Annotated in this window: 25 protein-coding genes and 2 pseudogenes; 14 read left to right on the forward strand and 13 right to left on the reverse strand. The window is 69.4% G+C overall.

Translation table 11 applies throughout. The features are described from left to right. Window positions 1-116 precede the first annotated feature (116 nt). A complete protein-coding gene (locus tag B8W67_RS04400; protein ID WP_131814638.1) occupies window positions 117-965 on the forward strand; it encodes a DUF7159 family protein in 849 nt (282 codons plus the stop codon). A 40-nt stretch (window positions 966-1,005) separates the two neighbouring features. Here the strand turns inward: B8W67_RS04400 and B8W67_RS04405 are convergent, their stop codons facing one another. The 4 genes from B8W67_RS04405 to B8W67_RS04420 are packed head-to-tail and all read right to left on the reverse strand — an operon-like array spanning window position 1,006 to window position 3,502. Then, on the reverse strand, window positions 1,006-1,575 hold the full coding sequence (locus tag B8W67_RS04405; RefSeq protein ID WP_069390923.1) for a YceI family protein: 570 nt from the start codon (window positions 1,573-1,575) through the stop codon (window positions 1,006-1,008). 7 nt (window positions 1,576-1,582) lie between these two features. Next, on the reverse strand, window positions 1,583-2,155 hold the full coding sequence (locus tag B8W67_RS04410) for a TetR/AcrR family transcriptional regulator (protein WP_069390922.1): 573 nt from the start codon (window positions 2,153-2,155) through the stop codon (window positions 1,583-1,585). Between the two features lie 49 nt (window positions 2,156-2,204). Then, complete coding sequence (locus tag B8W67_RS04415) at window positions 2,205-2,882, reverse strand: enoyl-CoA hydratase-related protein (protein WP_085302425.1); 678 nt, start codon at window positions 2,880-2,882, stop codon at window positions 2,205-2,207. After that, window positions 2,879-3,502 (reverse strand): TetR/AcrR family transcriptional regulator, encoded by a 624-nt coding sequence (locus tag B8W67_RS04420; protein WP_069390920.1) that lies wholly within the window; start codon window positions 3,500-3,502, stop codon window positions 2,879-2,881. The genes B8W67_RS04415 and B8W67_RS04420 overlap by 4 nt, the downstream gene beginning before the upstream one ends. Before the next feature lie 142 nt (window positions 3,503-3,644). Between B8W67_RS04420 and B8W67_RS04425 the strand changes: the two genes are divergently transcribed. Continuing rightward, window positions 3,645-4,094 (forward strand): hypothetical protein, encoded by a 450-nt coding sequence (locus B8W67_RS04425; protein WP_069390919.1) that lies wholly within the window; start codon window positions 3,645-3,647, stop codon window positions 4,092-4,094. Between the two features lie 73 nt (window positions 4,095-4,167). Beyond that, entirely contained in the window at window positions 4,168-4,395 is a 228-nt protein-coding gene (locus B8W67_RS04430; RefSeq protein ID WP_069390918.1) for an Rv1893 family protein, read from the forward strand. A 35-nt stretch (window positions 4,396-4,430) separates the two neighbouring features. Here B8W67_RS04430 and B8W67_RS04435 read toward each other — a convergent pair whose 3' ends face one another. The 4 genes and pseudogenes from B8W67_RS04435 to B8W67_RS04450 form a co-directional block, all read right to left on the reverse strand. Further along, a complete protein-coding gene (locus tag B8W67_RS04435; RefSeq protein ID WP_069390917.1) occupies window positions 4,431-5,561 on the reverse strand; it encodes a nitronate monooxygenase in 1,131 nt (376 codons plus the stop codon). Between the two features lie 100 nt (window positions 5,562-5,661). Further along, window positions 5,662-6,154, reverse strand: a pseudogene (locus tag B8W67_RS04440) (macro domain-containing protein). Window positions 6,155-6,165: 11 nt separating this feature from the next. Then, window positions 6,166-6,978, reverse strand: coding sequence for an HAD family hydrolase (locus B8W67_RS04445; protein WP_084228494.1), 813 nt, complete (start codon window positions 6,976-6,978; stop codon window positions 6,166-6,168). A gap of 13 nt (window positions 6,979-6,991) precedes the next feature. Next, complete coding sequence (locus B8W67_RS04450) at window positions 6,992-7,903, reverse strand: alpha/beta fold hydrolase (RefSeq protein ID WP_069390915.1); 912 nt, start codon at window positions 7,901-7,903, stop codon at window positions 6,992-6,994. A gap of 120 nt (window positions 7,904-8,023) precedes the next feature. On the opposite strand from B8W67_RS04450, the gene B8W67_RS04455 reads away from it, so the two are divergent. Both B8W67_RS04455 and B8W67_RS04460 read left to right on the forward strand, forming a co-directional pair. Beyond that, a complete protein-coding gene (locus B8W67_RS04455) occupies window positions 8,024-8,332 on the forward strand; it encodes an MTH1187 family thiamine-binding protein (protein WP_069391028.1) in 309 nt (102 codons plus the stop codon). An 11-nt stretch (window positions 8,333-8,343) separates the two neighbouring features. Continuing rightward, window positions 8,344-9,654 (forward strand): competence/damage-inducible protein A, encoded by a 1,311-nt coding sequence (locus tag B8W67_RS04460; protein WP_085302427.1) that lies wholly within the window; start codon window positions 8,344-8,346, stop codon window positions 9,652-9,654. Here the strand turns inward: B8W67_RS04460 and B8W67_RS04465 are convergent. Beyond that, window positions 9,651-11,072 (reverse strand): MFS transporter, encoded by a 1,422-nt coding sequence (locus tag B8W67_RS04465; protein ID WP_234793801.1) that lies wholly within the window; start codon window positions 11,070-11,072, stop codon window positions 9,651-9,653. The genes B8W67_RS04460 and B8W67_RS04465 overlap by 4 nt on opposite strands. 117 nt (window positions 11,073-11,189) lie before the next feature. Continuing rightward, a complete protein-coding gene (locus B8W67_RS20200) occupies window positions 11,190-11,726 on the reverse strand; it encodes an Rv1352/Rv1906c domain-containing protein (protein WP_133056039.1) in 537 nt (178 codons plus the stop codon). Between the two features lie 304 nt (window positions 11,727-12,030). On the opposite strand from B8W67_RS20200, the gene B8W67_RS04480 reads away from it, so the two are divergent. Continuing rightward, the gene (locus B8W67_RS04480; protein ID WP_085302431.1) at window positions 12,031-13,227 is read left to right on the forward strand and encodes an acyltransferase family protein; all 1,197 of its coding nucleotides are present in this window, start codon (window positions 12,031-12,033) and stop codon (window positions 13,225-13,227) included. Between the two features lie 67 nt (window positions 13,228-13,294). Beyond that, window positions 13,295-13,990 carry an Rv0518 family GDSL lipase gene (locus B8W67_RS04485; protein ID WP_069390912.1) on the forward strand — a complete coding sequence of 232 codons (696 nt, stop codon included), beginning with the start codon at window positions 13,295-13,297 and terminating at the stop codon, window positions 13,988-13,990. Here the strand turns inward: B8W67_RS04485 and B8W67_RS04490 are convergent, their stop codons facing one another. Together B8W67_RS04490 and aceA are read right to left on the reverse strand one after the other, a co-directional pair. Further along, window positions 13,991-14,689 carry a cutinase family protein gene (locus tag B8W67_RS04490; RefSeq protein ID WP_085302433.1) on the reverse strand — a complete coding sequence of 233 codons (699 nt, stop codon included), beginning with the start codon at window positions 14,687-14,689 and terminating at the stop codon, window positions 13,991-13,993. A 120-nt stretch (window positions 14,690-14,809) separates the two neighbouring features. Further along, window positions 14,810-17,113, reverse strand: a complete 2,304-nt coding sequence (gene aceA / locus B8W67_RS04495; RefSeq protein ID WP_069390910.1) for an isocitrate lyase ICL2 — start codon at window positions 17,111-17,113, stop codon at window positions 14,810-14,812. Between the two features lie 113 nt (window positions 17,114-17,226). On the opposite strand from aceA, the gene B8W67_RS04500 reads away from it, so the two are divergent. From B8W67_RS04500 to B8W67_RS04515, 4 genes are read left to right on the forward strand one after another with little or no spacing between them, the layout of a single operon-like run. Beyond that, complete coding sequence (locus B8W67_RS04500) at window positions 17,227-17,790, forward strand: hypothetical protein (protein WP_372507420.1); 564 nt, start codon at window positions 17,227-17,229, stop codon at window positions 17,788-17,790. A 38-nt stretch (window positions 17,791-17,828) separates the two neighbouring features. Next, entirely contained in the window at window positions 17,829-19,661 is a 1,833-nt protein-coding gene (locus B8W67_RS04505) for a fatty acyl-AMP ligase (protein ID WP_069390909.1), read from the forward strand. Beyond that, entirely contained in the window at window positions 19,658-20,695 is a 1,038-nt protein-coding gene (locus B8W67_RS04510; RefSeq protein ID WP_069390908.1) for an NADP-dependent oxidoreductase, read from the forward strand. The genes B8W67_RS04505 and B8W67_RS04510 overlap by 4 nt, the downstream gene beginning before the upstream one ends. A 10-nt stretch (window positions 20,696-20,705) precedes the next feature. Then, complete coding sequence (locus tag B8W67_RS04515; RefSeq protein ID WP_084228490.1) at window positions 20,706-21,062, forward strand: hypothetical protein; 357 nt, start codon at window positions 20,706-20,708, stop codon at window positions 21,060-21,062. A 3-nt stretch (window positions 21,063-21,065) separates the two neighbouring features. Here the strand turns inward: B8W67_RS04515 and B8W67_RS04520 are convergent, their stop codons facing one another. Further along, window positions 21,066-21,839 carry an enoyl-CoA hydratase/isomerase family protein gene (locus B8W67_RS04520; RefSeq protein ID WP_069390907.1) on the reverse strand — a complete coding sequence of 258 codons (774 nt, stop codon included), beginning with the start codon at window positions 21,837-21,839 and terminating at the stop codon, window positions 21,066-21,068. A gap of 62 nt (window positions 21,840-21,901) precedes the next feature. Here B8W67_RS04520 and B8W67_RS04525 point away from each other — a divergent pair, with 62 nt between their 5' ends. From B8W67_RS04525 to uraH, 3 genes and pseudogenes are all read left to right on the forward strand, one after another. After that, a complete protein-coding gene (locus B8W67_RS04525) occupies window positions 21,902-22,294 on the forward strand; it encodes an NYN domain-containing protein (RefSeq protein WP_069390906.1) in 393 nt (130 codons plus the stop codon). Between the two features lie 121 nt (window positions 22,295-22,415). Continuing rightward, a pseudogene (locus tag B8W67_RS04530) lies at window positions 22,416-23,650 on the forward strand (nucleobase:cation symporter-2 family protein). After that, window positions 23,647-23,982, forward strand: coding sequence for a hydroxyisourate hydrolase (gene uraH, locus B8W67_RS04535; RefSeq protein ID WP_069390903.1), 336 nt, complete (start codon window positions 23,647-23,649; stop codon window positions 23,980-23,982). The pseudogene B8W67_RS04530 and the gene uraH overlap by 4 nt, the downstream one beginning before the upstream one ends. Window positions 23,983-23,984 lie beyond the last annotated feature (2 nt).

The following is a 23,984-nucleotide window of genomic DNA, read 5'->3' on the forward strand; positions in this document are numbered from 1 at the left end:
GAATAGAACCAGCGCCCTGTGGCCGGTTTCGGTGCCTATGACATCCCCATCTTGGTGTGAACCTGCTGGGTGGCGCCGTTATCTCCGGCCCTCGGCGCGATGTGAGGTGTGAGATTTTGGATACGGTACTGGGGCTGTCGCTGACGCCGGAGACTGCGGAGGTCGTCGCTGTCGACGGTCGCGATGCGGGCGGCGGCGTGGTGTACCGCACAGTTGTCGACACGCCCGCTGTCGGCGGCGCGGCCGCTGTCGAGGTCGCCGGGCAGATCGTGGAGATCGTTCTGCACGCCCAGGCCGAGGCCGTCGAAAGCGGCCGGGCGGTCCACGCGCTCGGGGTGACCTGGACCGACGACGCCACCACCACCGCCGCGCTGGTGGTGGAGAAGCTCTCCGGTGCGGGAATGTCCAACGTGGTTGCCGTCCGCTTCGCCCAGGCCACCGAGGCCGTGCCGGATCAACCGGGCCAACACGCCGTCGGCGCGGCCCGGGAGGCCACCCGCAACACCGCGTTTCCCCACGTCGGCGTCGTGGAGACCGTGCCGCGGCCGTCCGCTGCGGCACGTCCGACACCGCAATCGCTGCAGTACGCCGGGGCCGCCGCGATGCTGGTCGTCGGGGCGCTGACCTTCGTGGTGTCGCTGTCGCTGGCGGTCAGCCTGCAAAACACCCCAGAGCGGGAGGTCGGGCCGATCGAACGGGTCGCCACCACCACCGAACCCACCGTGGAGCGCCCCGCCGCCCCGCGTCCGGAGCCCACGGTTGCGCCGGTGGATGTGCACGAACCCGAACCGGCCGAGCAGCAGGACCCCGCAGCGGCACCCGAGGACGCGCCTGCCCCCGAGGAGGCCCCGGAAGTCGCCGAGGAGGCCCCGGAGGTCGCCGAGCCTGTCGACCCCGCCGAGGGCCCGCAGGCCCCTGAGCAGCCCGAGGCCGCGGCCGACGAGCCCGACGAGCCGGCCGAATAGGCGTCCCCACAGCCGGGTGTCGCTCCGCCCCTAGCCGCGGCTAGCCGGGCCGGCGCTCGGAGTCGTCTTTGAATCGGGTGACGGCGACCGAAACGGTCACGGTGTCAACGACTTTCAGCAGGCCGAGCAGAAGATCCGGTGGGCTGATCCCGAACTCGGTCTGGCGGATCGGCGTGCGCAACGTCACCGCCCAGAAGTCGCCGAGGTCCCCGAAGGCCACGTCGATCGGCCGCGGGCGCGAGCGCCCACCCACGGTCAACGTGCCGTGCAGCCGGTAGCCGTCGTCGCGTGCGGTGATCCGGTCGGCGGTGTAGGCGATCTCGGGGAATTCGGTCGCACGCAGCGCGGCGAGCGCGCGGGACCGCACCAGCGTCTTCTCCGGTCCGATCATCGGCGCCAGTCCGCCTTCACCGTGCCGCACCTGCAGCGAGTCCACCGCAACCCGCACGTCGATCGCGGCGGGTTCATCGCCGCGCCAGTGCAGGGTTGCCTCCCAGTCGGGCATCGCGAGGGTGAGCCGGTGGCCGAGCCATGCGGCGGGGCCGCTCACCTCGGTGTGGACGAGCACCTCGCCGTCGGTCCCGTCGAAGGTCCACACCGGGTCAATCATCGGGCAATTATCGCAGCAGCAACCGTGCTGATTTCTCCATTTGGTCGGCGATCTGCTGGTAGGAGCCGTATCCCATGCCTGCGCGCAGCAACGCACCGGCGTACAGCAACTCCAACGAGGCCACCCGGTCGACCTCGGCGTCGGCGCCGAGCGCGGTGGCCAACCGGTCGCGGATCTCGGTGCCGATCCGCAGCCGCAGGTGTTCGACGTCGGGGTCCTTGCCCAGCAGCGCGCTGGTGACCGCCGCGGCGAGTTCGGGGTCGTCGGCGAGCAGCAACGCGACATGGCGCAGCACCGCGATCACCCGCTCGATCGGTTCGGGGGAGTCGCAGGGCGGCACCGGTGCGCCCGCCAGCCGGCGCCAGAACACCTCGGCCACGAGGTGCTCCTTGGACGAGAAATAGGTGTACGCGGTCGCCGAGCCCACGCCCGCCTGCGCGGCGACCATCCGGATCGTCAGGCCCGCGAAGCCCTCCCGGCCGAGCACCTCGAGGGCGGCCTGGCCGAGCCGTTCCACGGTCTCGGCCTGTTTGGCGGAGAGTCGACGGCGGGTGGACTCCCGCGCAACCGGACTGGACATGTGTCCGGACTATAGTCTCTGCGGTGCCTGCCACAGCGGGGTGCACGATTTAGCCGACCAGCGCGGTCACCGCGGTGGCGAACATGGTCTGTTTGATCGCCCCCAGCGTGCCCTGGTCCTTGCCCGCCAGGGGCCGCACCCGCTCGACGGCGGTGCTGGTGACTGCGCCGTCGGCGGCGGTGGCGTCGACGATGCCGAACGCCAGCGCCTCCTCGCCGCCGAACCGGTGGCCGGTGGTCATCGCCGCAACGGCCGCCTGCGGCGTCAGCTTGGCTTGGATGAGGGCGGCCATGCCCGCGCTGAACGGGATGCGGATGTCGACCTCGGGCAGGCAGAAGAAGCCGCGGTCGCCGCGCATCACCCGGAAGTCGTGGGCCAACGCCAGCATCGCCCCGGCCCCGAACGCGTGACCGACGACGGCGGCCGCGGTCGGTATCGGCAGGGTCAGCATCCGGGCCAGCAAGCGCTGCACCCGCCCGACGTACCAGGCCGTTCGCTCACCGTGATCCTGCAGCCACGCCAGGTCGAGGCCGTTGGTGTAGAACTTCGTGCCGGCGGTGGTGACCAGCGCGGCCGCTTCGGCCGCCACGACCTCGTCGAGACGCCCGTCGAGCTCGTCGAGGAAATCGGGGGAGAACCGGTTCTCATCGTCGCCGAGGTGCAGGACCGCCACGGCGCCCTCTGCGGCATCCTCCACAGCATCCTCATAGTGCAGCGTGATCGTCATCGGGGTCCTTTCCTCGGGCGGTCATCGGGACCGACTGTGGCGACCGCCCGCACGGCGGCCCGCAACTGCCGGCGCGCGGCAGCGTCGCTCAGCCGGCCGCGGGTGAGCAGGATCGCGGTCGGCAGATCGACCACGCAGGTGGTGATGACCGCGACGGCGACGCCGTCGCGGCGGTGCCACATCCGTTCGGCCAACTCGACGAGCACCTCGACGAGGCGATCCTGCACGGCGGCGAGTTCGCCGACCAGTGTGGTGGGCACCCCGGCGGCGATCAGAACGGGCCGCTCCAGGGCCGTCAGCAGCGCGGCGGAGCCCGGATGGCGTTCGGCGAGCACCGCCGGCGCCTCGGCCGCCGCCACCACGGATTCGACCGGATCGGAGCCGGTGGGCACCGCGGCGATCTGGCTGCGCTGGATGTCGAGGAACCGGTGCGCGGCGCGCAACCAGGCGTGGCCCAGAACCGCTGCGCGCGATCCGAACCCGTGGTAGATGGCGCCGTTGGAGACGCCGGTTTCCGCGGCGAGCGCCCGGGTGGTCACCGCGGCGACCCCGGATCCGGCGGTCAGGTCCTCGACGGCGTCGAGGACCGATTCCAGGTCGTGTCTGCGGGGGCGCGGCACCCGACAACCGTAACAGAGCAGTTGCTCTGTTATCGGGTTCGGGGTTCCGGTTGGCCCAATCGGGTCACCGCCGATGGGCGGGCGGTTAGGCTTTGGCGCAGGATGCGCGCACCGCGCGCCCGCCCGAACTCGAAGGCTGAACATGATTCGCGAGGTTGTCATCGCCGCGGCCGTGACCGTCGGCGCCGCGGCTGCGATCGGCGTGGCTCCCGGGCCCAGCGCCGCCGAGCCCGGAGGCCACTACGACACCGATGTGCCCGGGATGAACTACGAGGCGTCGGCGGGTGCCCCGTGCTACAGCTGGGAGCGGTTCATCTTCGGGCGCGGACCCGGTGGACAGACCCTGGCCTGCCACTGGATCCCCAACCAGGGGCCGCCCTGGGACCCACCGACCACCGGCTTTTGGGTGATATCGCCACCGATCCGCGGTGTCCAGGAGGTGGGTGCCCCGTGCCCGGACGCCAAACGCAGCCAGGTCTCGGCCCAGTCACCCGACGGGTTGCCGATGCTGTGCACCGAGCGGGGTTGGCAGCCCGGCTGGTTCACCGGCGGGGCCGGTCCCTATGCACCGCCGGGATTCTTCCAACCCTGATCGGCCGGGCGGCTCCCGATCCGGCGTTCGGCGCTAAAATCTAACCTGAGCTGCTAACCACGAGGAGACACTGATGGCTTTCAACCCCAAGGACGCGCTGAACTCGGCGCGCGACATCGCTTCCCACGCCGTGGACAAGGCCTCCGACATCGTCGAGAACGCCGGCGACATCATCCGCGGTGACATCTCCGGCGGTGTGAACGGCATCGTCGAGAATTCCCTGGACATCGGCAGCCACACCATCGAGAAGGTCAAGGAGATGGCGACCGGTCGCGACGACGACGTGGTCGACGACGCCTGAGCACGCACCGCCGCCCGGCCGGGCCCGCGCCGGTGTCAGGCCCCGGCTGCCTCGTTGAGTTCATCGAGGCGGCCGCTGGCCTCCAGGTACTCCTGCACCCACCGGCCGATCACCGCGGAGGTCTTCTCGACCTTGGTGAACTGGCCGACCACCTGACCCACCGGGTTGAAGGCCACGTCGACGGTCTCGTTGGGGTATTTGTGGGTGGCTTTGACCGCCATTCCGGAGACCATGTACTGCAGCGGCATGCCCAGCGGTTCGGGGTTGCCCGGGGTCTCCCAGGCTTCGGTCCACTCGTTGCGCAGCATCCGGCACGGCTTGCCGGTGAATGAGCGGCTGCGCACCGTGTCGCGGCTCGACGCCTGGACGTAGGCGTCCTGCTGCACCGGGGTGTTCTCGGCCTCCTCGACCATCAGCCACTGCGATCCGGTCCACGCCCCCTGGGTGCCCAGCGCCAGCGCCGCGGCGATCTGCTGACCGCTGCCGATCCCACCGGCCGCGAGCACCGGGGTGGGTGCAACCTCCTTGACGACCTGCGGCCACAGCACGATCGATCCGACCTCACCGCAGTGACCGCCGCCCTCGCCGCCCTGGGCGATGATGATGTCGACGCCGGCGTCGGCGTGTTTGCGCGCCTGCGACGGCGAGCCGCACAGCGCCGCGACTTTGCGCCCGGCGGCGTGGATGTGCTCGATCATGTCCGCCGGCGGGGTGCCCAGCGCGTTGGCGATCAGCGTCATCTTCGGGTGCCGCAGCGCGATCTCCACCTGCGGGGTGGCGGTGGCCTCGGTCCAGCCGAGCAGTTGCAGGGCGTTGTCGTCGGCGTCGTCGACGGGCACGCCGTGGTCGGCGAGGATCTTGCGGCCGAAATCCAGGTGCTGCTGGGGCACCATGTCCTGCAGCATCTTGGTGAGTTCCTCGGTGGACAGGTTGGCGTCCATGCCCTCGTATTTGTTGGGGATGACGATGTCGACGCCGTACGGGTGGTCGCCGATGTTCTCGTCGATCCAGTTCAGCTCGATTTCCAGCTGTTCGGGGGTGAAGCCGACCGCGCCGAGCACACCGAAGCCACCGGCCTTGCTCACCGCGACCACCACGTCGCGACAGTGGGTGAACGCGAAAATCGGGAACTCGATACCGAGGTCGTCGCAGAGGGGAGTGTGCATCGGTGCATCCTTACCGGGCCGGGAAGAAAAATGTAACGCGTTCTAGTTTAGCTAGTTTAGTACCCGCCGGCGGCCGACAATGCAAGTGCGGGGCGTCGGTTCAGCTCCGCAACGCCGCGGTGAACGCCCGTTCGGCCGGCTCACCGTGGACGGCGAACACGATCCGGCGCAGCCCGGTGGGCCGGTGAGCCCGCACCGCGGCGACCATCAGCCGGGCGGCCTCGGCAAGCGGGAACCCGCCGACGCCGGTGCCGAACGCCACCAGCGCCAGCGACGTGCACCCCAGTTCGTCGGCGACGGCCACGGTGGAGGCGGTCGCCGCGGAGATGATCTGCGCAGACGTGGGGCCGCCGAGTTCCATCGTCGCCGCGTGGATCACATACCGGGCGGGCAGCGCCGCGGGCGGTGGTGGCGACGGTCTCGCCGAGTCCGATCGGGGCCTTGTCGCGGGACTCGCGCACCAGGTCCGGACCGGCCGCGCGCGCGATCGCCGCGGCCACCCCGCCGCCGTGGCGCAACTCGGTATTGGCCGCGTTGGTGATCGCGTCGACCGCCAGCGTGGTGATGTCGACCTGGGCCACCTCCAGGTCCATGCCCGCCGCACTCACCCCCACAGCGCCGCCCACCCGAACCCGGCGACGCGGCGCACGGTGCTGCGCTGATCGGGACGCGCCATCCGCAGCACCGGCCAGTTCTGCTCGGCGGCCATCGCGGCGAGCCCGGAGCGGGGATTGACCGGCCGCGGCCGGCCCACCAGGCTCATCAGCGCCGCGTCCTCGTCGCCGTCGGCGTAGAAATAGCTGTCCTGCAACGCGATGTTCTGCTCTGCGCAGAACTGTTGGACGGCAGCGGCTTTCTGTGTTCCCCAGACGACGGGGGTGCGCACACCGCCGGTGAGCAGCCCGTGCTCGTCGAGTTCGAAGTGATTGCACAGCACGTGGGGGATGTCGAGGTAGCGGGCGACCGGCTCGGCGTGGATGGTCAATGCCGACGAGCTGAGCACCACGGTGTGGCCGCGTCGCTGGTGCGCGTGGACGATCTCGCGCATCAGCGGATAGACCCGGCCGGTGATGCGGTGGGTGAACAGCCAGTCGCCGAGCGCGTCGAGGGTGGCGATCGACTCGCCTCGCAGGTATCCGGCGGCGCGCACCAACAGCCGGTCGAATTGGATGCGGCCGAGCCGGTAGCGGGTGGCGGCCTCGATGACGCCGAGGATCTCGCCGATCCGGGCCTGCCGCAGCCGAACCCGATGTCCGGCGTGCGCGGTCGCGGTGAACCCGGCGACCAGCGTTCCGTCGAGATCGAAGAAGGCGCCGACGTGCGGCCCGGGCGGGCTCGCAGCGATCTGGGCCACCGCGTCGGGCACCGCCGGCTCCGTGCCTGGCCCGGCCCCTGCCCCGATCCCTGCCTCGGTCATTGTCTCGGCGACGCTATCCCTGGGCTTTGTCCCAGGTTTCGGCCAGCGTGGTCAGGATCTCCTCGGCGCGCCCCAATCCACCGAGGTGGCTCTCTCCGGGCATCGGGTACATCGTGGCCTCGGGTAGTCGCGCTACGACATGCTCGCCGTGCGAGAACGGGATGATGTGGTCGGCGTCGCCGTGCCACCAGTGCACCGGGACGGTGACCTCCTCGAGCCGGAAACCCCAGTCGTGGGCGAACACCACGGCGTCGGCGAACGGCGCCGCCAGCTGTTTGCGGCTGCCGTTGAGCAGGTCGTCGAGGAACATCGCCTTGAACTCGGGGCGCCCCAGCAGTTGACGGTCACCTTCGGGGGAGAGCCGCGCGTAGAGCCCGAGTGCGGGGGAGGCGACCGGTCGGACCAGCCGGATCACACTGCTGGCGACCGCGCTGATCGGTCCACCGGCGACTTCGAGGACCGGGGCGGCGACCGCGGCGAGTTTCATCAGCCCGCTGGGCATCCCGTCGGGCCCCGTGGACGGCGCGACCCCGCCGAGCACCCCGGCGGCAACCACCCGGTCGGGCATGGCGGCGGCGCACCCGAGCGTGTACGGACCGCCGCCGGAGAGCCCGATGACCGCCATCTGCTGCACACCCAACGTGTCGGCCATCGTGCCCAGGTCGTCGGCGAACTGCAACACGGTTTCGTACTGGTAGGGCGTCGAAGACCCGATCCCGGGCCGGTCCACCCCGATCAGCCGGATGTTCTCCCGCTCGGCGAAGAGCCGCGCCTCCAGCGGGATCTGGCGACGGGCCCCCGGGGTGCCGTGCAGCCAGAACATGGCCCGCCCCTGGGGTGCACCGAACTCGGCGAAACCGAGTTGGCGCCCCTCACCGACAGCAACGTTGCCCTCCAGCTTGGGCCGAGCGATTGCGACCACCATGGTCAAGAGTGTGACATGGACGACGCCGCCCCGGCACCTCGCTCCGTGTCGGCGGCGCGATCCGCTGCGGGCCGGGCCGGCCACCAGCGGGCGCAATACTGGACGGCGGAGGTGGAGACGATGTCGGTTCTGGTTGCATTCTCGGTGAGCCCGATGGGCACCGGCGAAGGGGTCAGCGAAGCGGTCGCCGAGGCGGTGCGGGTGGTGCGGGAATCGGGGCTGCCCAATCATACCGACGCGATGTTCACCGTGATCGAGGGAGACACCTGGGAGCAGGTGATGACGGTGGTGCACCGTGCGGTCGAGGCGGTGGCCGCGCGTGCCCCGCGGGTGAGCACCGTGATCAAAGTCGACTGGCGTGAGGGTGTCTCCGACGCGCTGACCCACAAGGTGCAGGCGGTGGAGCGCCACCTGCAGTCATCGGACTAGCCTTCTAACCGGTGAGCACACGCGCGGGAATCGTCGTAACCGGAACCGAGGTTCTGACCGGACGCATCCAGGACCGCAACGGCCCGTGGATCGCCGACCGGTTGCTGGAGTTGGGCGTGGAGCTGGCTCACGTCACGATCTGCGGTGACCGCCCCCGCGACCTCACCGCCGCGCTGCGGTTCTTGTCCGACACCGGGATCGACCTGATCATCACCAGCGGGGGACTCGGGCCGACCGCCGACGACCTGACCGTGCAGACCGTCGCGGAGTTCTGCGGACGTGAGCTGGTGTTGGATACCGACCTCGAGGCGACCATCGCCACGATTCTGCGCTCGCTGATGCGCCGCTATCCCGACGCCGACTTCGAGGCGGTGATGGCGGCCAACCGCAAACAGGCCCTCGTCCCGGCCGGCGCCGCCGTGCTCGCCCCGGTGGGCACCGCGCCCGGTGTCGTCGTTCCCGCCACGGCGGCGGGTGCCCCCACCGTCGTGGTGCTGCCCGGCCCGCCGCGGGAACTGCAGGCGATGTGGCCCGCGGCGCTGGCCACCGCGTCGGTACAGCAGGCGATCGCCGCCCGTACCCACTACCGCCAGCAGACCGTGCGGATGTTCGGGCTGCCCGAGTCCAACCTGGCCGACTGCCTGCGCGAGGCCGAACGCAGCATCGCCGGCTTCGAGCGCCTGGAGATCACCACCTGTCTGCGCCGCGGCGAACTGGAGATCGTCACCCGCTACGAACCCGACGCCCCCGGCGCCGCCGACGCCTACACCGCCCTGGTGGAGTTGCTCAGTACCCGCCATCCCCGTGAGGTGTTCTCCACCGACGGGTCGCTGATCGACGAGCAGGTCGCGGCGCTGCTGGCCGGGCGCACCGTGGCGACCGCCGAGTCGTGCACGGCGGGGCTGCTGGCGGCCCGGCTCACCGAGGTGCCGGGATCGTCGGCGTACGTGACCGGGGGAGTGGTCAGCTACTCCAACGCCGCGAAAACCGAGCTTCTGGGGGTGGATGCGGGCTTGATCGAGGAGCACGGCGCGGTCTCCGAGCCGGTCGCCCAGGCGATGGCCACCGGCGCTTTGCGCCGGTTCGACGCCGACACGGCGATCGCGATCACCGGGATCGCCGGGCCCACGGGGGGATCGCCGGACAAGCCGGTGGGCACGGTCTGCTTCACCGCCGCACTCGCCGACGGCCGCTGCCTGACCCGCACCGTACGGCTGCCCGGTGACCGCGCCGACGTGCGGGAACGCTCCACCACGGTGGCGCTGCATCTGTTGCGCCGGGTGTTGGGCGAGAAGGCGACCGGCGACGCCGCCGCGCGCTAATCCTGCGCGGCGACCAGGGCGTGGGCCTCCTCGTGGGAGCTCACCGCCGGGGTGGCCCCGGGCAGCGGCTTGCCGTTGGGTTCGCTGATCAGCGCGATGCTGATCAGCCCGACGGCGCCGGCGGCGATCAGGTAGTAACCCGGCCAGTTGAGGTCTTTGGTTGCCGACAACAAGGTGCTCATGACCAGGGCGGTCGTCCCGCCGAACAGCGAGACGAAGATGTTGAACGAGATCGCCAGGCCGCTGTAGCGGACCTGGGTGGGAAACAGCGCCGGCAGTGTCGACGGTGCGGTGCCGGAGAAACAGGCCAGCATCAACCCGATCATCAGCAGCCCGGCGAACGTGCTGATCACGGTGCCGCCGCGCAACAGCAGCACCGCCGGCAGCGACAACACGATCAGCCCGATCGCCCCGGTGGCCAGCACCGGGCGCCGGCCCACCCGGTCGCTGAGCCGGCCGATGACCGGGATCAACACGATCAGCATCACCAGCACCGCGATCTGCATGAACTGGGTTGCGGTCTGGTCGACCCCGCCGAGACCGAACTCGGGCAGGTCGGCCAGATAGGTGGGGATGTAGCTGGTGAGCATGTAGTTGGTGACATTCCAGGTGATCACGATGCCCCCGCAGAGCAGGATCGCCCGCCAGTAGTGCACGAACACCGCCCGCACACCGGTCTTGGACTCGTCGTGCTGGTGCTCGGACTGCTCCTCGAGCAACTTCTCGAAGGCCGGGGTCTCCTCCAGCCGCAGCCGCAGGAACAGCCCCACCATGCCCAGCGGCAGCGCCAGCAGGAACGGGATCCGGTACCCCCAGCTCAACAGGTCGTCTTCGGGCATCAGCGCAGTGAGGATCGCCACCGTCGCCGCACCCAGGGAGTACCCGGTGAAGGTGCCGAACTCCAGCCAGCTGCCGGTGAAGCCGCGACGCTTGTCCGGGGTGTATTCGGCGATGAACGTCATCGACCCGCTGTATTCGCCCCCGGTCGACAGGCCCTGGCCCAGCTTGGCGATCAAAACCAGGATCGGCGCGGCGATCCCGATCGAGTCGTAGCTGGGCACCAATCCGATGCAGAACGTGCTGGCCGCCATCAGGATGACCGTCATCGCCAACACCTTGGTGCGACCGATGCGATCGCCGAGCGAGCCGAAGATCAGCCCACCGATGGGCCGGACCAGAAACGACGAGGCGAAGACCCCGAACGCCGCGATCAGCGACGCCGTGTCCGACATCCCCGCGAAGAACACCTTCTGCAGGGTGAGGATGAAGTAGCCGTAGACCCCGAAGTCGTACCACTCGGTGATGTTGCCGACGGTGGCGGCCGCGACCGCCCGTTTCACGACTTTCGGGTCGGTGACCGTGATGTCTTCCGCCCGCAATGCCGCATCCTGCGTGGCGTCTACAGCCGAACTTGCCACGCGGGTGCCGCCCTCCTTCTCCGTCGTCGCCGAAGTGGTGTCGGTCCCGTCAGCGTAGGGCATTCGCTAGCGAGTAGCGATTTCCGGCTGCGGGGCGCCGCCGGACGGCCCGGTTGATCAGGGCCCGGGCACCTGCCCACCGCCGTGCAGGAGCGAGCCCAGATTGAGTTTGCCGATGTCGTCACGCAGTTTGTTCTTCGCCGCCGCCGGGTCGAGTCCGGGCGGGGCCTGCTCGGTCTCGCTGCGATGCCACGGCTGGCATCCGCTGGTCCGAAACTCGGTGTCGGTCGGCTCGATCTGCACGACCTGCGGCTTTTTGGTCATCGCGTTGTCGACGATCTCACCGTCACGGCTGCGCCTCCAGTAACAGGTGGCGTCCTCGGCGGGACCCGCCGAGGTGTAGGTGCCGGGAGCGATCTGCTCACCGACGCGGTAGGTGCCGTCCTCCTCGATCGCCGTGGCGGGCTGTCCCTCGGCGGGCGCCTCAGCGGCGGGCGCCTCGGCGGTGGGCGACGGAGGCGGTTCCGGGGCGGGCTCGGGGTCGGCCGCTGCAATGGTGGCACCGGCCAGCGCGGTCGCGCACGCCACCAGGGCCGTCGACAAGCCCGCCGGCAAGCCCGTCGACAAGCCCGCCGTCACCGCCCGCGTCCACATGGGTCTCCACCTTACGCGCCGCCGGCCCGCCCAGCCCGGTCTGATCGGCGGACATGATCAGGATCACCGTTGCAACACCGCGGCGCCGGTCACCTCCCCGGTTAGCGCCGTTTCTGCTGTTACCCTGCGGAATCGGCGGGTTATGGCCGGGTTAGGGCCGGGTTATGGCCGGGTTTGTGCCGGGTTAGTGCCGGGTTAGTGCACAGGCCCCGGTTGTCGTCCACCCCTGGGACGAACACCGAAACCCCAACGGACACCGACAGAAAACGACCAAAGACCAACGAAAAACCGACGAAAGATCACTGTGGGCAGCGGAGAGATCAAGGCACTGACCGGCCTGCGGATCGTGGCTGCCCTGTGGGTGGTGCTGTTTCATTTCCGCCCACTGTTGGCCGGGGCGGCCCCGTACCGCGCCGAAGTGCTCGCCCCCGTCCTCGACACCGGCGCCCAGGGCGTGGACCTGTTCTTCATCCTCAGCGGTTTCGTGCTGACCTGGAACTATGCCAACCGGATGGGGCAGTCGTGGTCGACACGCGCGACGCTGCGGTTCCTGTGGCTGCGGTTGGCGCGGGTCTGGCCGGTCTACCTGGTGACCCTGCACCTGGCGGCGGCCTGGATCATCTTCACCCTCCACGTCGGCGACACACCGTCGGAGCAGGCGCAGCGCCTCACCGCGGTCAGCTACCTGCGCCAGCTACTACTGGTGCAACTGTGGTTCGAGCCGTATTTCGACGACACCAGCTGGGACGGCCCCGCCTGGTCGATCAGCGCCGAGTGGCTCGCCTACCTGCTGTTCGGGCTGCTCATCCTGGTGATTTTCCGGGTGGCACGGGTGACCCGGGCGCGGGGGCTGCTGTGGCTGGCGTTCGCCGCCTCGCTGCCGCCGATCCTGCTGCTGCTGGCCACCGGCGAGTTCTACACCCCGTGGAGTTGGCTGCCGCGGATCGTCATGCAGTTCACCGCCGGCGCGCTGGCGTGCGCGGCGGTGCGCAAGCTGCATCTGACACACCGCACTCGGGTCGGGGTGGGCTGGCTGTCGCTGGCCCTGATCGCGGCGATCGTGGCCGCGCTGTACTGGATCGACGCGCACCCGATAGCCACCGTGCCCGATGCCCGCGGTCTGGTCGACGTGCTGTTCGTTCCTCTGGTGATCACCCTCGCGGTGGGGGTGGGCAGCCTGCCGCGGCTGCTGTCGACGCGGCTGTTCGTCTACGGCGGCCAGATCTCGTTCGCGCTGTACATGGTGCACGAACTGGTCCACACCAGCTGGAACTGGGTGGCGATCGAATACGACCTGGATCTCAATGCCGCACAGGGAAAATTGGTGCTGGTGGTCGTCCTCGCGGTGTGTCTGGCCGCGGCGAGCCTGCTGTATCACGCGGTGGAGGAACCGACCCGCCGGTGGATGCGCCGCATGGTCGATGTCCGCGACACCGACACCCCGGTGGCGCCCGCTCCGGCGGCGGCCGAGCCGGCCGCGGTGGCCGCCGCACTGCGGTGACCGCCGATTTGGTTTGATTACGTTCCACAAAACCGATTCGTGACGACGGAAGGCTCGGACGGCTGTGATGCGCACTTCGGTGATTGTTGGCGTCGCGATGGTCGCACTCATGATGGGTGCCGGTGTCGGCCACGGGTATCTCGGCCCGGTGACCCCGCCCCGCCTCGCCGACCATGACCTGCGAGTCCGCAGCATCGCGGTGATCGGGGACTCCTACACCACCGGCGGCCCGGAGGGGGGTTTGGGCGCCAACGGCTGGACCACGCGCGCCGGTCAGGTGCTGCTGCGCGACGGCAAACCGGTCGCCGCCTCGGTCGCCGCCGAGGGGGGTGCCGGCTACGGGGTCCGTGGCAACCACGGCAACCTGTTCGTCGATCTGGTGCCGCGCGCGGTCACCGCCGACGACGCCGTGGTGGTGTTCTTCGGCTCCCGCAACGACGACGTCGCCGATCCGGGCCTGCTCGCCGGCACCATGCACGACGCGCTGGCCCGCGCCCGCGACCTCGCACCGAACGCCACCCTGCTGGTGATCGGCCCGCCGTGGCCGACCGCCGACGTGCCGGCCGCGATCTGGCGGGTGCGCGACACCCTGGCGGCGCAGACCTGGCTGGTCGGCGGTGAGTTCGTCGACCCGCTGGCCGAGGGCTGGTTCGTCGGGCGTCCGGACCTGATCGGCGCCGACGGCATCCATCCCACCGACGCCGGCCACGCCTACCTCGCCGAGCGCATCGCCCCGCTGATCAGCGCGCGACTGCCGGGCTGATCACCACCGGTTGAGCCGCTGCGCCACGAAGTCGGCGGCCCGGCCGGTCATGCCGTTGGCGGCGTACAGCCCGTGCGAGCCGCCGTCGCTGCCGGTCGGGGAGCAGATCGGGTCGGTGTCGATGCACAGGTTGATCGTCTTCGGCGCATAGCGCGAGCCGATGTTGATCGGCGGCGCATCGATCCGGTTGAGGAAGTCCTGGGACGGCTCACCGAACAGGGCCACCGCCGCGACATGGTCGGCGACCTCCGGCGCCATCGGCCCGCTGATGCCGTCGGGCAGGGTGAAGTTCTCGGGGACCTTGTCGGCGGTGACGTAGCCCATCACCGCCGCACCCTGGGAGAACCCGCCGAGCACCATCTTGGTGTCGGGGCAGGTGTTCACCCGATTCTGGATGTGGTTGCTGGCGTCGATGATCCCCTGTGCAGCGGTGGGGAAATCGGTGCTGGCCGGGTAGTTCACCGGGTACACCTCCACCGACTTGTCGCCGACACGGCCGCGCACCGAGTCGACGAAGTCCTGGCCGACGCCGCCGACGCCCGGTGGCTCAAAGGTGCCGCGGGCGAACACCACGTCGACGTCGGGGCAGGGTTCGGCGCCGGCGATGGGCAGGGCCGCCGGCACACTGAGTGCAGCACCACCCGTCACGGTCAGCGCTGCGCACAGCCGCGCCCACACGGTCCAGTTGCTTCCGGTCATCGAGCACACCCACCGCCTCGCATCGCTTCATCGTCTTCGGGTGGTTTCAGGGTAATGGGCGCACCCGGTGGACGCGAGTTGTGTTGCCCGGCAAGTCGGGCGCCGCACGCGCCGCGGCGGTTAATTCTCCTTTTTGATCAGCTGCTGCAACGCCGCCTGGTCGGAGGCGAGCAATTCGGCGATACGCTGGTGGTTCACCTCGGCGACGATGATCTCGCCGACCTCCTGGTGGACGTCGCTGAAGATGCCGTGCGATTTCATCTTTTCGGTCTGGTAGACGTTGTCCTCGGTCGGCGTGACGTAGTAGAAGGCGTCGGCTTTGAACCGGTGCACCAGCCACAGGTGAATCAACGTCATCAACCGCTTCTGACGCAACGCCTCGGCAAAGGTGTTCTGGTCACGCACCGTGAGGATGCTGCGGCCGTGCCGGTCTTTGATCGGGTCGACGATGACGTTGGCCAGCTTCTCTTCGCCGTCGGAGCGCTCACCGTAGATACCCAGCTCGAGCAGTTCCCCGCCGGCACGCCGTGGCCGCAGGTCGACACGGAACTTCTCGCCGAGCTTGTAGTGCTCACCCCAGAGTGCGAGCCACTCCTCGAGCAACTTCTTGGGCACCTCGGTCTGGACCAGATGCTGGTGCTGGGTGGAGCCTTCGCCCATCGCCTTGGTCGTCGCGGTGCGTCCCGAGGAGGCGGCCAGCGCGGCGTCGCTGCGGGGTCCACCGACCAGGGTCTGCGGCGTGCGGTAGGGCGATTCGGTCAGCCGCATCTTGCGTTGCAGCCGCGCCAGGGCGAGCATCCCGTCCTGGCGCAGGGCGCCGGCGAACTCCTCGGCGGCGACCCCGTCGATCTGGTGACCGCCGTAGGTCATGAAGTTGAAGACGAACCCCATCTTGCCCAGCTCGGCGGGGAACTGGCGCATCTCGTCGTCGCTCATGCCGGTGGTGTCCCAGTTGAACGAGGGGGACAGGTTGTAGGCGAGCATCTTGTCGGGGTAGACCGCGTGGATGGCGTCGGCGAACTGCCGCGCATCGTCGAGGTCGGCGGTTTTGGTCTCCATCCACAGCAGATCCGCGAACGGCGCAGCCGCCAGCGACTTGGCGATCGCGTAGGGGATGCCGCCGCGGATCTGGTAGTAGCCCTCCGGGGTCTTGGCCAACTCACAGTTCCAGGTGGCCGCGACACCGAGCTCTCGGGCCTTGGCCTCGGCGGTGTACAGCGAGGCGGTCCGGGCGAATTCACGCCATTCGTCGGCGCTCATCGACCGCGCCTCGTTCTCCCGTTCGGCGAACTCCAGCAGGTCCGCGACGGCCTCTCCGTAGGTGGTCAGCCCGGCGTCGTCCTGCCACGCCCGGACGAACTGGGATTCGACCTTGTCGTAGTGCGACTCGACCGATTCGGCGCCGCTGGCGCGCCACTGTTCGACCGCCTCGGCGGCCACCGCGAACAGGCCCTGCTTCTCCAGCCAGGCATCGGCGGCGGCGTACTCGCCGTCGGGCAGCGAGTACAGCAGGTGCCCGACCAGTTCGTCGACGCCGAGTTCGGTGTGGAAGTGGCGCATCAACGCCAAGAAACACGACTTGTAGGACGGGATCGTCACGTTCGTCGCGCCCAGCAGAAACGGCTGGTCGCGTTCGTCGGCCCGGCTGTCGATGAGGTTCGCGGCCTCGGCGTCGGTGCGGGCGACGATGATGCCCGGCACCCGCATGATGTCGAGCTGGAAACGGGCGGTGTTGAGGCGTTTGATCTGCTCGTCGGAGGGCACCAGCACCTTGCCGCCCTGATGTCCGCACTTCTTCGTGCCCGGGCGCTGGTCCTCGATGTGGTAGCCGGGCACACCGGATTCCACGAAACGCCGAATCAGGTTGCGCACATGCGGATCTCCACCGTGGCCGGTGTCGGCGTCGGCGATGATGAACGGCCGGTAGTCGTAGGCGGGGGTCTTGGCGCGTTCCTCCTCACTCATCCGCGACCGCAGGTACTCCTGGTTGCGGTCGGCGGTCAGCAGGGCGCGCACCAGCCCGGCCGCCTCGTCGGGAACCTGGCTCAGCGGGTAGCTGGCCAGGTCTGGGCCGGGGTCCTCGCTGATCGACCCCTTCGCCGAGGTGGCCCACCCACCCAGGTAGATCCCTTCGATGCCCATCCGTTTGATGGTCACCGCCTGCCCGGGCGAGTACGGCCCGAACGTGGAGATGCTCTTCTTCTCGGCGAACAGTTCACGCAGTCGGGTGAAGAACGCGGCCGCCGCGTTTCGGGCGACGGTGTGGTCGACGGCGATGGTGCCGCGTTGTTCGACGACTTGTCGCGCGGTGTAGAGGCGGGTGATGCCCTCGAAGCGGGCACTGTCGAAGTAGCGCTGAGTATCGGCGATGTCTTGCGTGAAGTCGATCTTCGCGTCCGCTTCGACCGGTTCGGCGTTAGCCATGTTCCTTCGCTCCTCCTCAACCCGTTCGAGCACTGTTGCCCACAACGCTGTGAGTCTCCCACTGCGCCATGTTTTCCGTGGCAGAATCCGGGGCGTAGCCGCCTGTGGACGCTGTGAGGAGGCCCTCGATGCGGGTGCTGCTGGGAGTCTGCGCGGCGCTGACCGCGACGGCCCTCACCGGCTGTCACAGCGCAGCACCCGACGAGACCCCGCAGGGCACCACCACGGGGCCCCCGGCGACGGGCGCCGGCACCACAACGGTGGCTTCCACTCCGGCACCACAACCAGCACCACAACCGGCACCGCAACCAGCACCGCACCCGGCCACGAAAGTGTGGGTCGATCTCGGGGTCGGCGACTGCCTGGCCGAGCCGCCACCGACCGATCCGAGCGTGGTCACCGTCACCGTCGTCGACTGTTCTCGTCCGCACGCCGCCGAGGTGTTCCTGCGCGCCGCGGTGCCGGTCAACGACGCAGTCGCCGATGTGGCCGACCAACGGTGCGCCGAGGGTTTTTCCGCCTACACCGGTGAACCGGCGACCGCCGGCCGCGACACGATCAGCTATCTGATCGACTCGATGCAGGACCGCACCGGGGCCGTGCCGGAGCCGAGCACCGTCATCTGTCTGCTGGCACCGGCCGACGGCCAACCCGTGAGCGGCACGGCCCGCCGCTGAGCGGCCGGCCGCCCGTCGTGACCCCTTACACTGCGCGTATGGACGGTGCACCGGCACAACAGTTCGCCGCCCCCGACGGGTTGCTGCGCATCGAAGACACCCTCGACGCCGACGGCGAGATCTCTCTCCCCGACGGGACCACGCTGATCTCGCTGATCGAGCGCAACATCGCCAGCGTCGGTGACACGTTGGCGTTCCGGTATCTGGATTTCACCGGTGGCGACGATCCCCGGGTTCACGAGTGGACGTGGAAGCAGCTGGGGGTCCGGTTGGCCGCTGTCGCCGCCCGGCTGCAGCACCACGCCGGCCCGGGGGAGAGGGTGGCGGTGCTCGCACCGCAAGGGCTGGACTACGTCGCGGGGTTCTTCGCAGCGATCAAGGCCGGCACGATCGCGGTGCCGCTGTTCGCCCCGGAGCTGCCCGGCCACGCCGAACGCCTCGAGACCGCGCTGGCCGACTGCACGCCGTCGGTGGTGTTGACCACCGCCGCCGCCCGCGCCGGCGTCGAGGAATTTCTTCACCGGCTGACCTCGGTGTGCCAGCCGCGCATCCTGGTGATCGACGAGATCCCCGACTCCGCCGGCGCTGAGTTCACCCCGGTGATGTTGGACGTCGACTCGGTCTCCCACCTGCAGTACACCTCCGGGGCGACCCGCCCGCCGGTGGGTGTGGAGGTCACCCACCGCGCGGTGGGCACCAACCTGGTGCAGATGATCCTGTCGATCGACCTGTTGAACCGAAACACCCACGGCGTGAGCTGGTTACCGCTCTACCACGACATGGGCTTATCGATGCTGGGTTTCCCGACCGTCTACGGCGGTCACTCCACACTGATGTCACCGGCCGCGTTCATCCGGCGTCCGCTGCGCTGGATCCAGGCGTTGTCGGACGGATCGCGGGAGGGGCAGGTGGTCACCGCCGCCCCCAATCTCGCCTACGAGCTCACCGCGCAACGGGGGCTGCCCGGGCCCGACGACCAGATCGACCTGACCAACGTGGTGATGATCATCGGCTCGGAACCGGTGAGCATGGAGGCGATCACCACCTTCACCACGGCGTTCGCCCCCTACGGGCTGGCCCGCACCGCGATCAAACCGTCCTACGGCATCGCCGAGGCGACCCTGATGATCGCCACCACCGCACCGGACGTCGAAGCCCGCGCGGTGTACTTCGACCGTCGCCAACTCGGCGAGGGCCGGGCGGTGCTGGTCGCCGCCGACGCCCCCGAGGCGGTGATCCACGTGCCCTGCGGACAGCTTGCCCGCAGCCTGCGCGCCGTGATCGTGGACCCGCAGAGCCGCACCGAGCTTCCCGACGGTCACATCGGGGAGATCTGGTTGCACGGCGACAACGTGGCCCGCGGCTACTGGGACCGGCCCGAGGAGTCCCGAGCGGCCTTTGCGGCGGTCCTGGTGAACCGGCTGTCCAGCGGCAGCCACGCCGATGGCGTTCTGGCGCAGGCGCATTGGCTGCGCACCGGCGATCTCGGTGTCTTCCTCGACGATGAGCTGTATGTCACCGGCCGAATGGCCGACCTGGTTCGACTCGGCGGCCGCGACCACTACCCGCACGACATCGAGGCGACGGTGGCCGAGGCGGCGCCGATGGTGCGCAGCGGCTACGTGGTCGCGTTCACCGCGCCGGATCGTGACGGCGAGCCGCAGTTGGTGATCGTCGCCGAGCGGGCTCGCGGCACCCGTCGCACCGATCCGCGGCCCGCGGCCGAGGCCATCGGCGCGGCGGTCGCCCGCGTCCACGGGCTCACGGTCACCGACGTCCGGTTCGTGCAGGCCGGCGCGATCCCGCGCACGACCAGCGGCAAACTGGCTCGCCGTGCATGCCGCGCCGCCTATCTCCAAGGAGCGCTATGAACACCCGCCGCAACGCGCAGGTGGTGCTGCGCCGGCGCCCCAGCGGTCTGATCGCCGCCGGCGACACCGAGGTGGTCAGCGGCGACGCCCCGGCACCCGCTGACGGGGAGGCCCTGGTGCGCACCACCTATGTGGGTATCGACGCGGCGGCACGAACCTGGCTCAACGACCAGCCCGGGTACTTGCCGCCGGTGCAACTCGGTGAGGTGATCCGAGCCGCCGGCATCGGTGAGGTGGTGGAATCACGCTGCGCGGCCTACCGGGTCGGTGACGTGGTCACCACGTTGACCGGCTTCCAGGAGTACGTGCTGGTGCGCGACGACGTGTTCACCACCCCGGTGCCCGGCCCCGACGTCGACCAGTTGGCGGTGATGTCGGTGTACGGGCCGACCGGAGCGACCGCCTACTTCGGGATGACCGGCATCGGGCGTCCGAAGGCCGGGGAGACGGTGGTGGTGTCGGCGGCGGCGGGGGCGACCGGATCGGTGGCCGGCCAGATCGCCAAGATCGCCGGCGCCCGGGTCGTCGGCATCGCCGGTGGTCCGCGGAAATGCCGGGCGGTGGTCGATGATTTCGGTTTCGACGCCTGCATCGACTACAAAAGCGACACCCTGACCGCTGACCTCAAGACGCATTGCCCACGGGGGGTCGACGTCTACTTCGACAACGTCGGCGGACCGATCCTCGACGCCGTGCTGGGCCGGCTGGCCCACCGTGCCCGGGTGGTGCTGTGCGGCGTCATCTCCAGCTATCTCACCGGCGAGCATCCCGGCCCGGCCAACTATGTGAACCTGCTGGCGAAAACCGCGGTGATGCAGGGCTTCAACGCGTTGCACGAATGGGACCGGTTCGACGAGGCGTTCGCGGCACTGCACGACTGGGAGAAAAGCGGACAGTTGGTGCACCGCGAGACCGTCATGGAGGGCATCGACTCCTGCGTGGACGCCCTCAACGGTTTGTTCAGCGGCGCCAACATCGGAAAAATGCTGGTGAGACTCAGCGAACCCGGTTCCGGTCAAGCCGCACGACGCTAGGCTGACATGGGTGATCAGCCCGTCGAACCGGTTCGGCGGTCACCGGCCGCCGCTTTCGCTCGAGCCGATGATGACCATCAGGCAGGCCCGCCGGTGGTGTCGTCGTCTGTCCAGCGTGGGCGTCACCGTCAGCCCGGAGCGACTGGTGGCGATCAGCACCGGATCCGGTGCCACCGAAGCGGAGAACGTGGATCTGCGGTTCGCGCTGACCGCGCTGCACCTACGCGACGACCAACACAGCGTCCGGGTGCGCCGCCGCCGGCAGGTCCGGCTGCGCTGGCTGATCGTGGTGGCGATGACCCTGGTCGCGTTGAACACCCTGGTGTGCCTGGGCTACCTGCTTTTCAGCGCGCTGGCACCGTTCTGATTCTCAGCGGGCCTGCCACCGCGGCGGGCGCTTCTCCCGCCAGGCCGTCAAGCCCTCGGTGACATCGGCGGTGGCTCCGACGACCTTGCGCATGGTCTCGCCGAACCGCACCGCCTCGGTCCAGCCCATCTCGGCGCCGCGCCACGCGACCTCCTTGGTGGCACGTTGGGCCAGTGGGGCGGCGGCGGTCAGGATTTCGGCCCAGTCCCGGGCGGTGGTCTGCAGATCCTCCGGATCGCACAGCCGCCACACCAGTCCGATCTGATGGGCCCGCTCGGCGCTCATCGGCGCCCCGGTCAACAGCAACTCCATCGCATTGGCCCAGCCGACCCGCTGCGGCAACCGCAACGCGCCGACGATCGTCGCCACGCCGAGGCGCACCTCCGGAAAGCTGAACACCGCATCGGTGCTGGCGATGACGAAGTCGCAGAACAACACCCCGGTCAGCCCGTAGCCGACGCACGGACCGTGCACAGCGGCGATCGTCGGCTTAAATAGCTCCAGGCCCGATTCGAAGGAGTTCACCGTCGGCTTCTCCCAGAACGTGCCCGCGAAGGTGCCGACGGCCCCCGCACTGTCGGTGAGGTCCGCGCCGGCGCAGAACACGTCCCCGGCAGCGGTCAGGATGGCGACCCAGGCGTCCTCGTCACCGCGGAATCGTTCCCAGGCGGCGTTGAGGTCGTTGCGCAGCGCGCCGTTGATGGCGTTGCGGGCCTGCGGGCGATTGAGGGTGATGGTCGCGACATGGTCGCGCACCTCGTAGGTGACCAGGCTCATGGACGCACCATAGTGCCGATAGTGCCGATCGCCGCCTTGTCGGGGCCCGCTAGCGTGACACGATGCGATGGCTGGTCGACGGCATGAATGTGATCGGGTCGCGCCCCGACGGATGGTGGAAGGATCGGCACTCCGCGATGGTGCGGCTGGTGACCGACCTGCAGCGCTGGGCTCAGACCGACGGGCAGCAGGTGACGGTGGTTTTCGAAAAACCGCCGGACCCGCCGATCGCCGCTCCGCCGGTCACCGTCGCCCATGCCCCGCGCAGCTACCCCAATTCCGCCGATGACGAGATCGTGCGCCTGGTCGCCGCCGCCGACGAACCGGGCCGTATCACCGTCGTCACCTCCGATGCCGCGCTGATCGAACGGGCTCGCGCCGCCGGGGCGATGACCTCCCCGGCCGCGGCGTTCCGTCGCCGGATCGCGCCCGACGGGCACCGTCGACACCCTTAAACGGCGGCTGCGACGATGGACCGCGATGAACGATCGGCTTCGCATCGACGTGGCGCACCCTGAGGATCAACGCCTGCCGATCGGTCGCAGCCTGGCCTACGGCCTGCAACACATCCTGACCATGTATGGCGGGTTGATCGCGCCACCGATCATCGTGGGCGGCGCAGCGGGGCTCAACGAGGCCGAGATCGCGCTGCTGATTTCGGCCTCGATCTTCCTCAGCGGGCTCGCCACGTTGTTGCAGAGTCTCGGCGTTCCGTATTTTGGTGCGAAACTGCCGATTGTGCAGGGCATTTCATTCGCCGCTGTGTCGACGATGGCCACCATCGCCAGCACTGATGGCCTCCGCCCGATCTTCGGGGCGATGCTCGTTGCCGGGGTCGTTGGAATGCTGATCGCCCCGCTTTTCGCGCGGATCATCGTGTTGTTCCCTCCGGTGGTCACCGGCTCGATCATCACCGTGATCGGCTTGTCGCTGCTGCCGGTGGCGTTCGACTGGATCATCGGCGACGACCCGCACGGCGACGGCAGCGGCTCACCCCGCGACATCGCGCTGGCGGGACTGACGGTGACCATCATCGTGGTGATGACCCGGTTGTTCCGGGGGATGTTGTCGCGGATGGCTGTGCTGTTCGGACTGGTGCTGGGCACGCTGGTCGCGGTGGCGGTGGGCGCGGGCACCTTCGCGGCGGTCGGGGAGGGGCCGGTGTTCGCCGTGCCGCCGTTACTGCATTTCGGCACACCCCAATTCTCGGCCGGGCCGATCGCGGCCATGCTGGTCGTGATGGCGGTGATCATGACCGAAACGACGGCCGATCTGCTGGCGGTCGGGCAGATCATCGGCACTCCGGTCGATTCCCGACGGTTGGCCGATGGGTTGCGCGCCGACATGGCGTCGAGCACCGTTGCCGCGGTGGTGGGCTCCTTCCCGTGCAGCGCGTTCGGCAGAATGTCGGCCTGGTCGCGTTGACGCGGGTCAGCAGCCGCTACGTCGTGGCCTGGGGTGGCGCGATCCTCGTCGTCCTCGGCGCCCTTCCGGTGATCGGACGCGTGGTCGCCGCGATTCCGCTGGCGGTGCTCGGCGGCGCCGGGATCGTGTTGTTCGGGTCGCTGGTCTCCGCCGGGATCAAGACCCTGACCTCGGTGCGCCTCGAGGGGAACCTCAACATGGTTTTGATCGCCGTCACCATCGGGGTGGGAGTGCTGCCGATCGCCGCACCCGGATTCTGGGGCCGCTTCCCGGCCGGGGTCCAGGTGGTCGCGAATTCCGGGATCAGCGCAGCCGCCCTGGTTGCGGTGACGCTGAACGTCTTTTTCAATATCTGGCAGCGCCCATCGGATCGGACTCGACGATGACCACGATCAGCAGCCATGTCCTCGACACCGCGCTGGGGCGCCCGGCCTCGGGGATGGCGGTGGACCTCGATCTGCTCGACGGCGCCCGCACCCACCCGGTCGGGACCTCGGTCACCGATGCCGACGGCCGAGTCGGCGACCTGAGCCGCGCGCCACTGCACGAGGGCGTCTACCGGCTCACTTTCGACACCGCCGGCTATTTCGCCGCCACCGGTCAGCGCGGACTGTTCCCGGTTGTGACCGTGACGTTCACCGTGGCCGACCCCGGCGGGCATTACCACGTTCCGCTATTGCTGAGCCCGTTCGCCTACAGCGTGTACCGAGGGAGTTGATC

The sequence above is a fragment of the Mycolicibacillus koreensis genome (assembly GCF_002104795.1).
Classification (GTDB): Bacteria; Actinomycetota; Actinomycetes; order Mycobacteriales; family Mycobacteriaceae; genus Mycobacterium; species Mycobacterium koreense.

What these genes read in the sequence shown, in the direction of transcription:
- B8W67_RS04525 (WP_069390906.1), top strand. Translation starts at nt 21,902, where the DNA reads ATGCGATGGCTGGTCGACGGCATGAATGTGATCGGGTCGCGCCCCGAC.
- uraH (WP_069390903.1), top strand. Translation starts at nt 23,647, where the DNA reads ATGACCACGATCAGCAGCCATGTCCTCGACACCGCGCTGGGGCGCCCG.
- B8W67_RS04435 (WP_069390917.1), bottom strand. Translation starts at nt 5,561, where the DNA reads ATGCACACTCCCCTCTGCGACGACCTCGGTATCGAGTTCCCGATTTTC.
- B8W67_RS04410 (WP_069390922.1), bottom strand. Translation starts at nt 2,155, where the DNA reads ATGTCCAGTCCGGTTGCGCGGGAGTCCACCCGCCGTCGACTCTCCGCC.
- B8W67_RS04415 (WP_085302425.1), bottom strand. Translation starts at nt 2,882, where the DNA reads ATGACGATCACGCTGCACTATGAGGATGCTGTGGAGGATGCCGCAGAG.
- B8W67_RS04455 (WP_069391028.1), top strand. Translation starts at nt 8,024, where the DNA reads ATGTCGGTTCTGGTTGCATTCTCGGTGAGCCCGATGGGCACCGGCGAA.
- B8W67_RS04445 (WP_084228494.1), bottom strand. Translation starts at nt 6,978, where the DNA reads ATGACCGAGGCAGGGATCGGGGCAGGGGCCGGGCCAGGCACGGAGCCG.
- B8W67_RS04430 (WP_069390918.1), top strand. Translation starts at nt 4,168, where the DNA reads ATGGCTTTCAACCCCAAGGACGCGCTGAACTCGGCGCGCGACATCGCT.
- B8W67_RS04405 (WP_069390923.1), bottom strand. Translation starts at nt 1,575, where the DNA reads ATGATTGACCCGGTGTGGACCTTCGACGGGACCGACGGCGAGGTGCTC.
- B8W67_RS04510 (WP_069390908.1), top strand. Translation starts at nt 19,658, where the DNA reads ATGAACACCCGCCGCAACGCGCAGGTGGTGCTGCGCCGGCGCCCCAGC.
- B8W67_RS04485 (WP_069390912.1), top strand. Translation starts at nt 13,295, where the DNA reads ATGCGCACTTCGGTGATTGTTGGCGTCGCGATGGTCGCACTCATGATG.
- B8W67_RS04520 (WP_069390907.1), bottom strand. Translation starts at nt 21,839, where the DNA reads ATGAGCCTGGTCACCTACGAGGTGCGCGACCATGTCGCGACCATCACC.
- B8W67_RS04505 (WP_069390909.1), top strand. Translation starts at nt 17,829, where the DNA reads ATGGACGGTGCACCGGCACAACAGTTCGCCGCCCCCGACGGGTTGCTG.
- B8W67_RS20200 (WP_133056039.1), bottom strand. Translation starts at nt 11,726, where the DNA reads ATGTGGACGCGGGCGGTGACGGCGGGCTTGTCGACGGGCTTGCCGGCG.
- aceA (WP_069390910.1), bottom strand. Translation starts at nt 17,113, where the DNA reads ATGGCTAACGCCGAACCGGTCGAAGCGGACGCGAAGATCGACTTCACG.
- B8W67_RS04490 (WP_085302433.1), bottom strand. Translation starts at nt 14,689, where the DNA reads ATGACCGGAAGCAACTGGACCGTGTGGGCGCGGCTGTGCGCAGCGCTG.
- B8W67_RS04425 (WP_069390919.1), top strand. Translation starts at nt 3,645, where the DNA reads ATGATTCGCGAGGTTGTCATCGCCGCGGCCGTGACCGTCGGCGCCGCG.
- B8W67_RS04450 (WP_069390915.1), bottom strand. Translation starts at nt 7,903, where the DNA reads ATGGTGGTCGCAATCGCTCGGCCCAAGCTGGAGGGCAACGTTGCTGTC.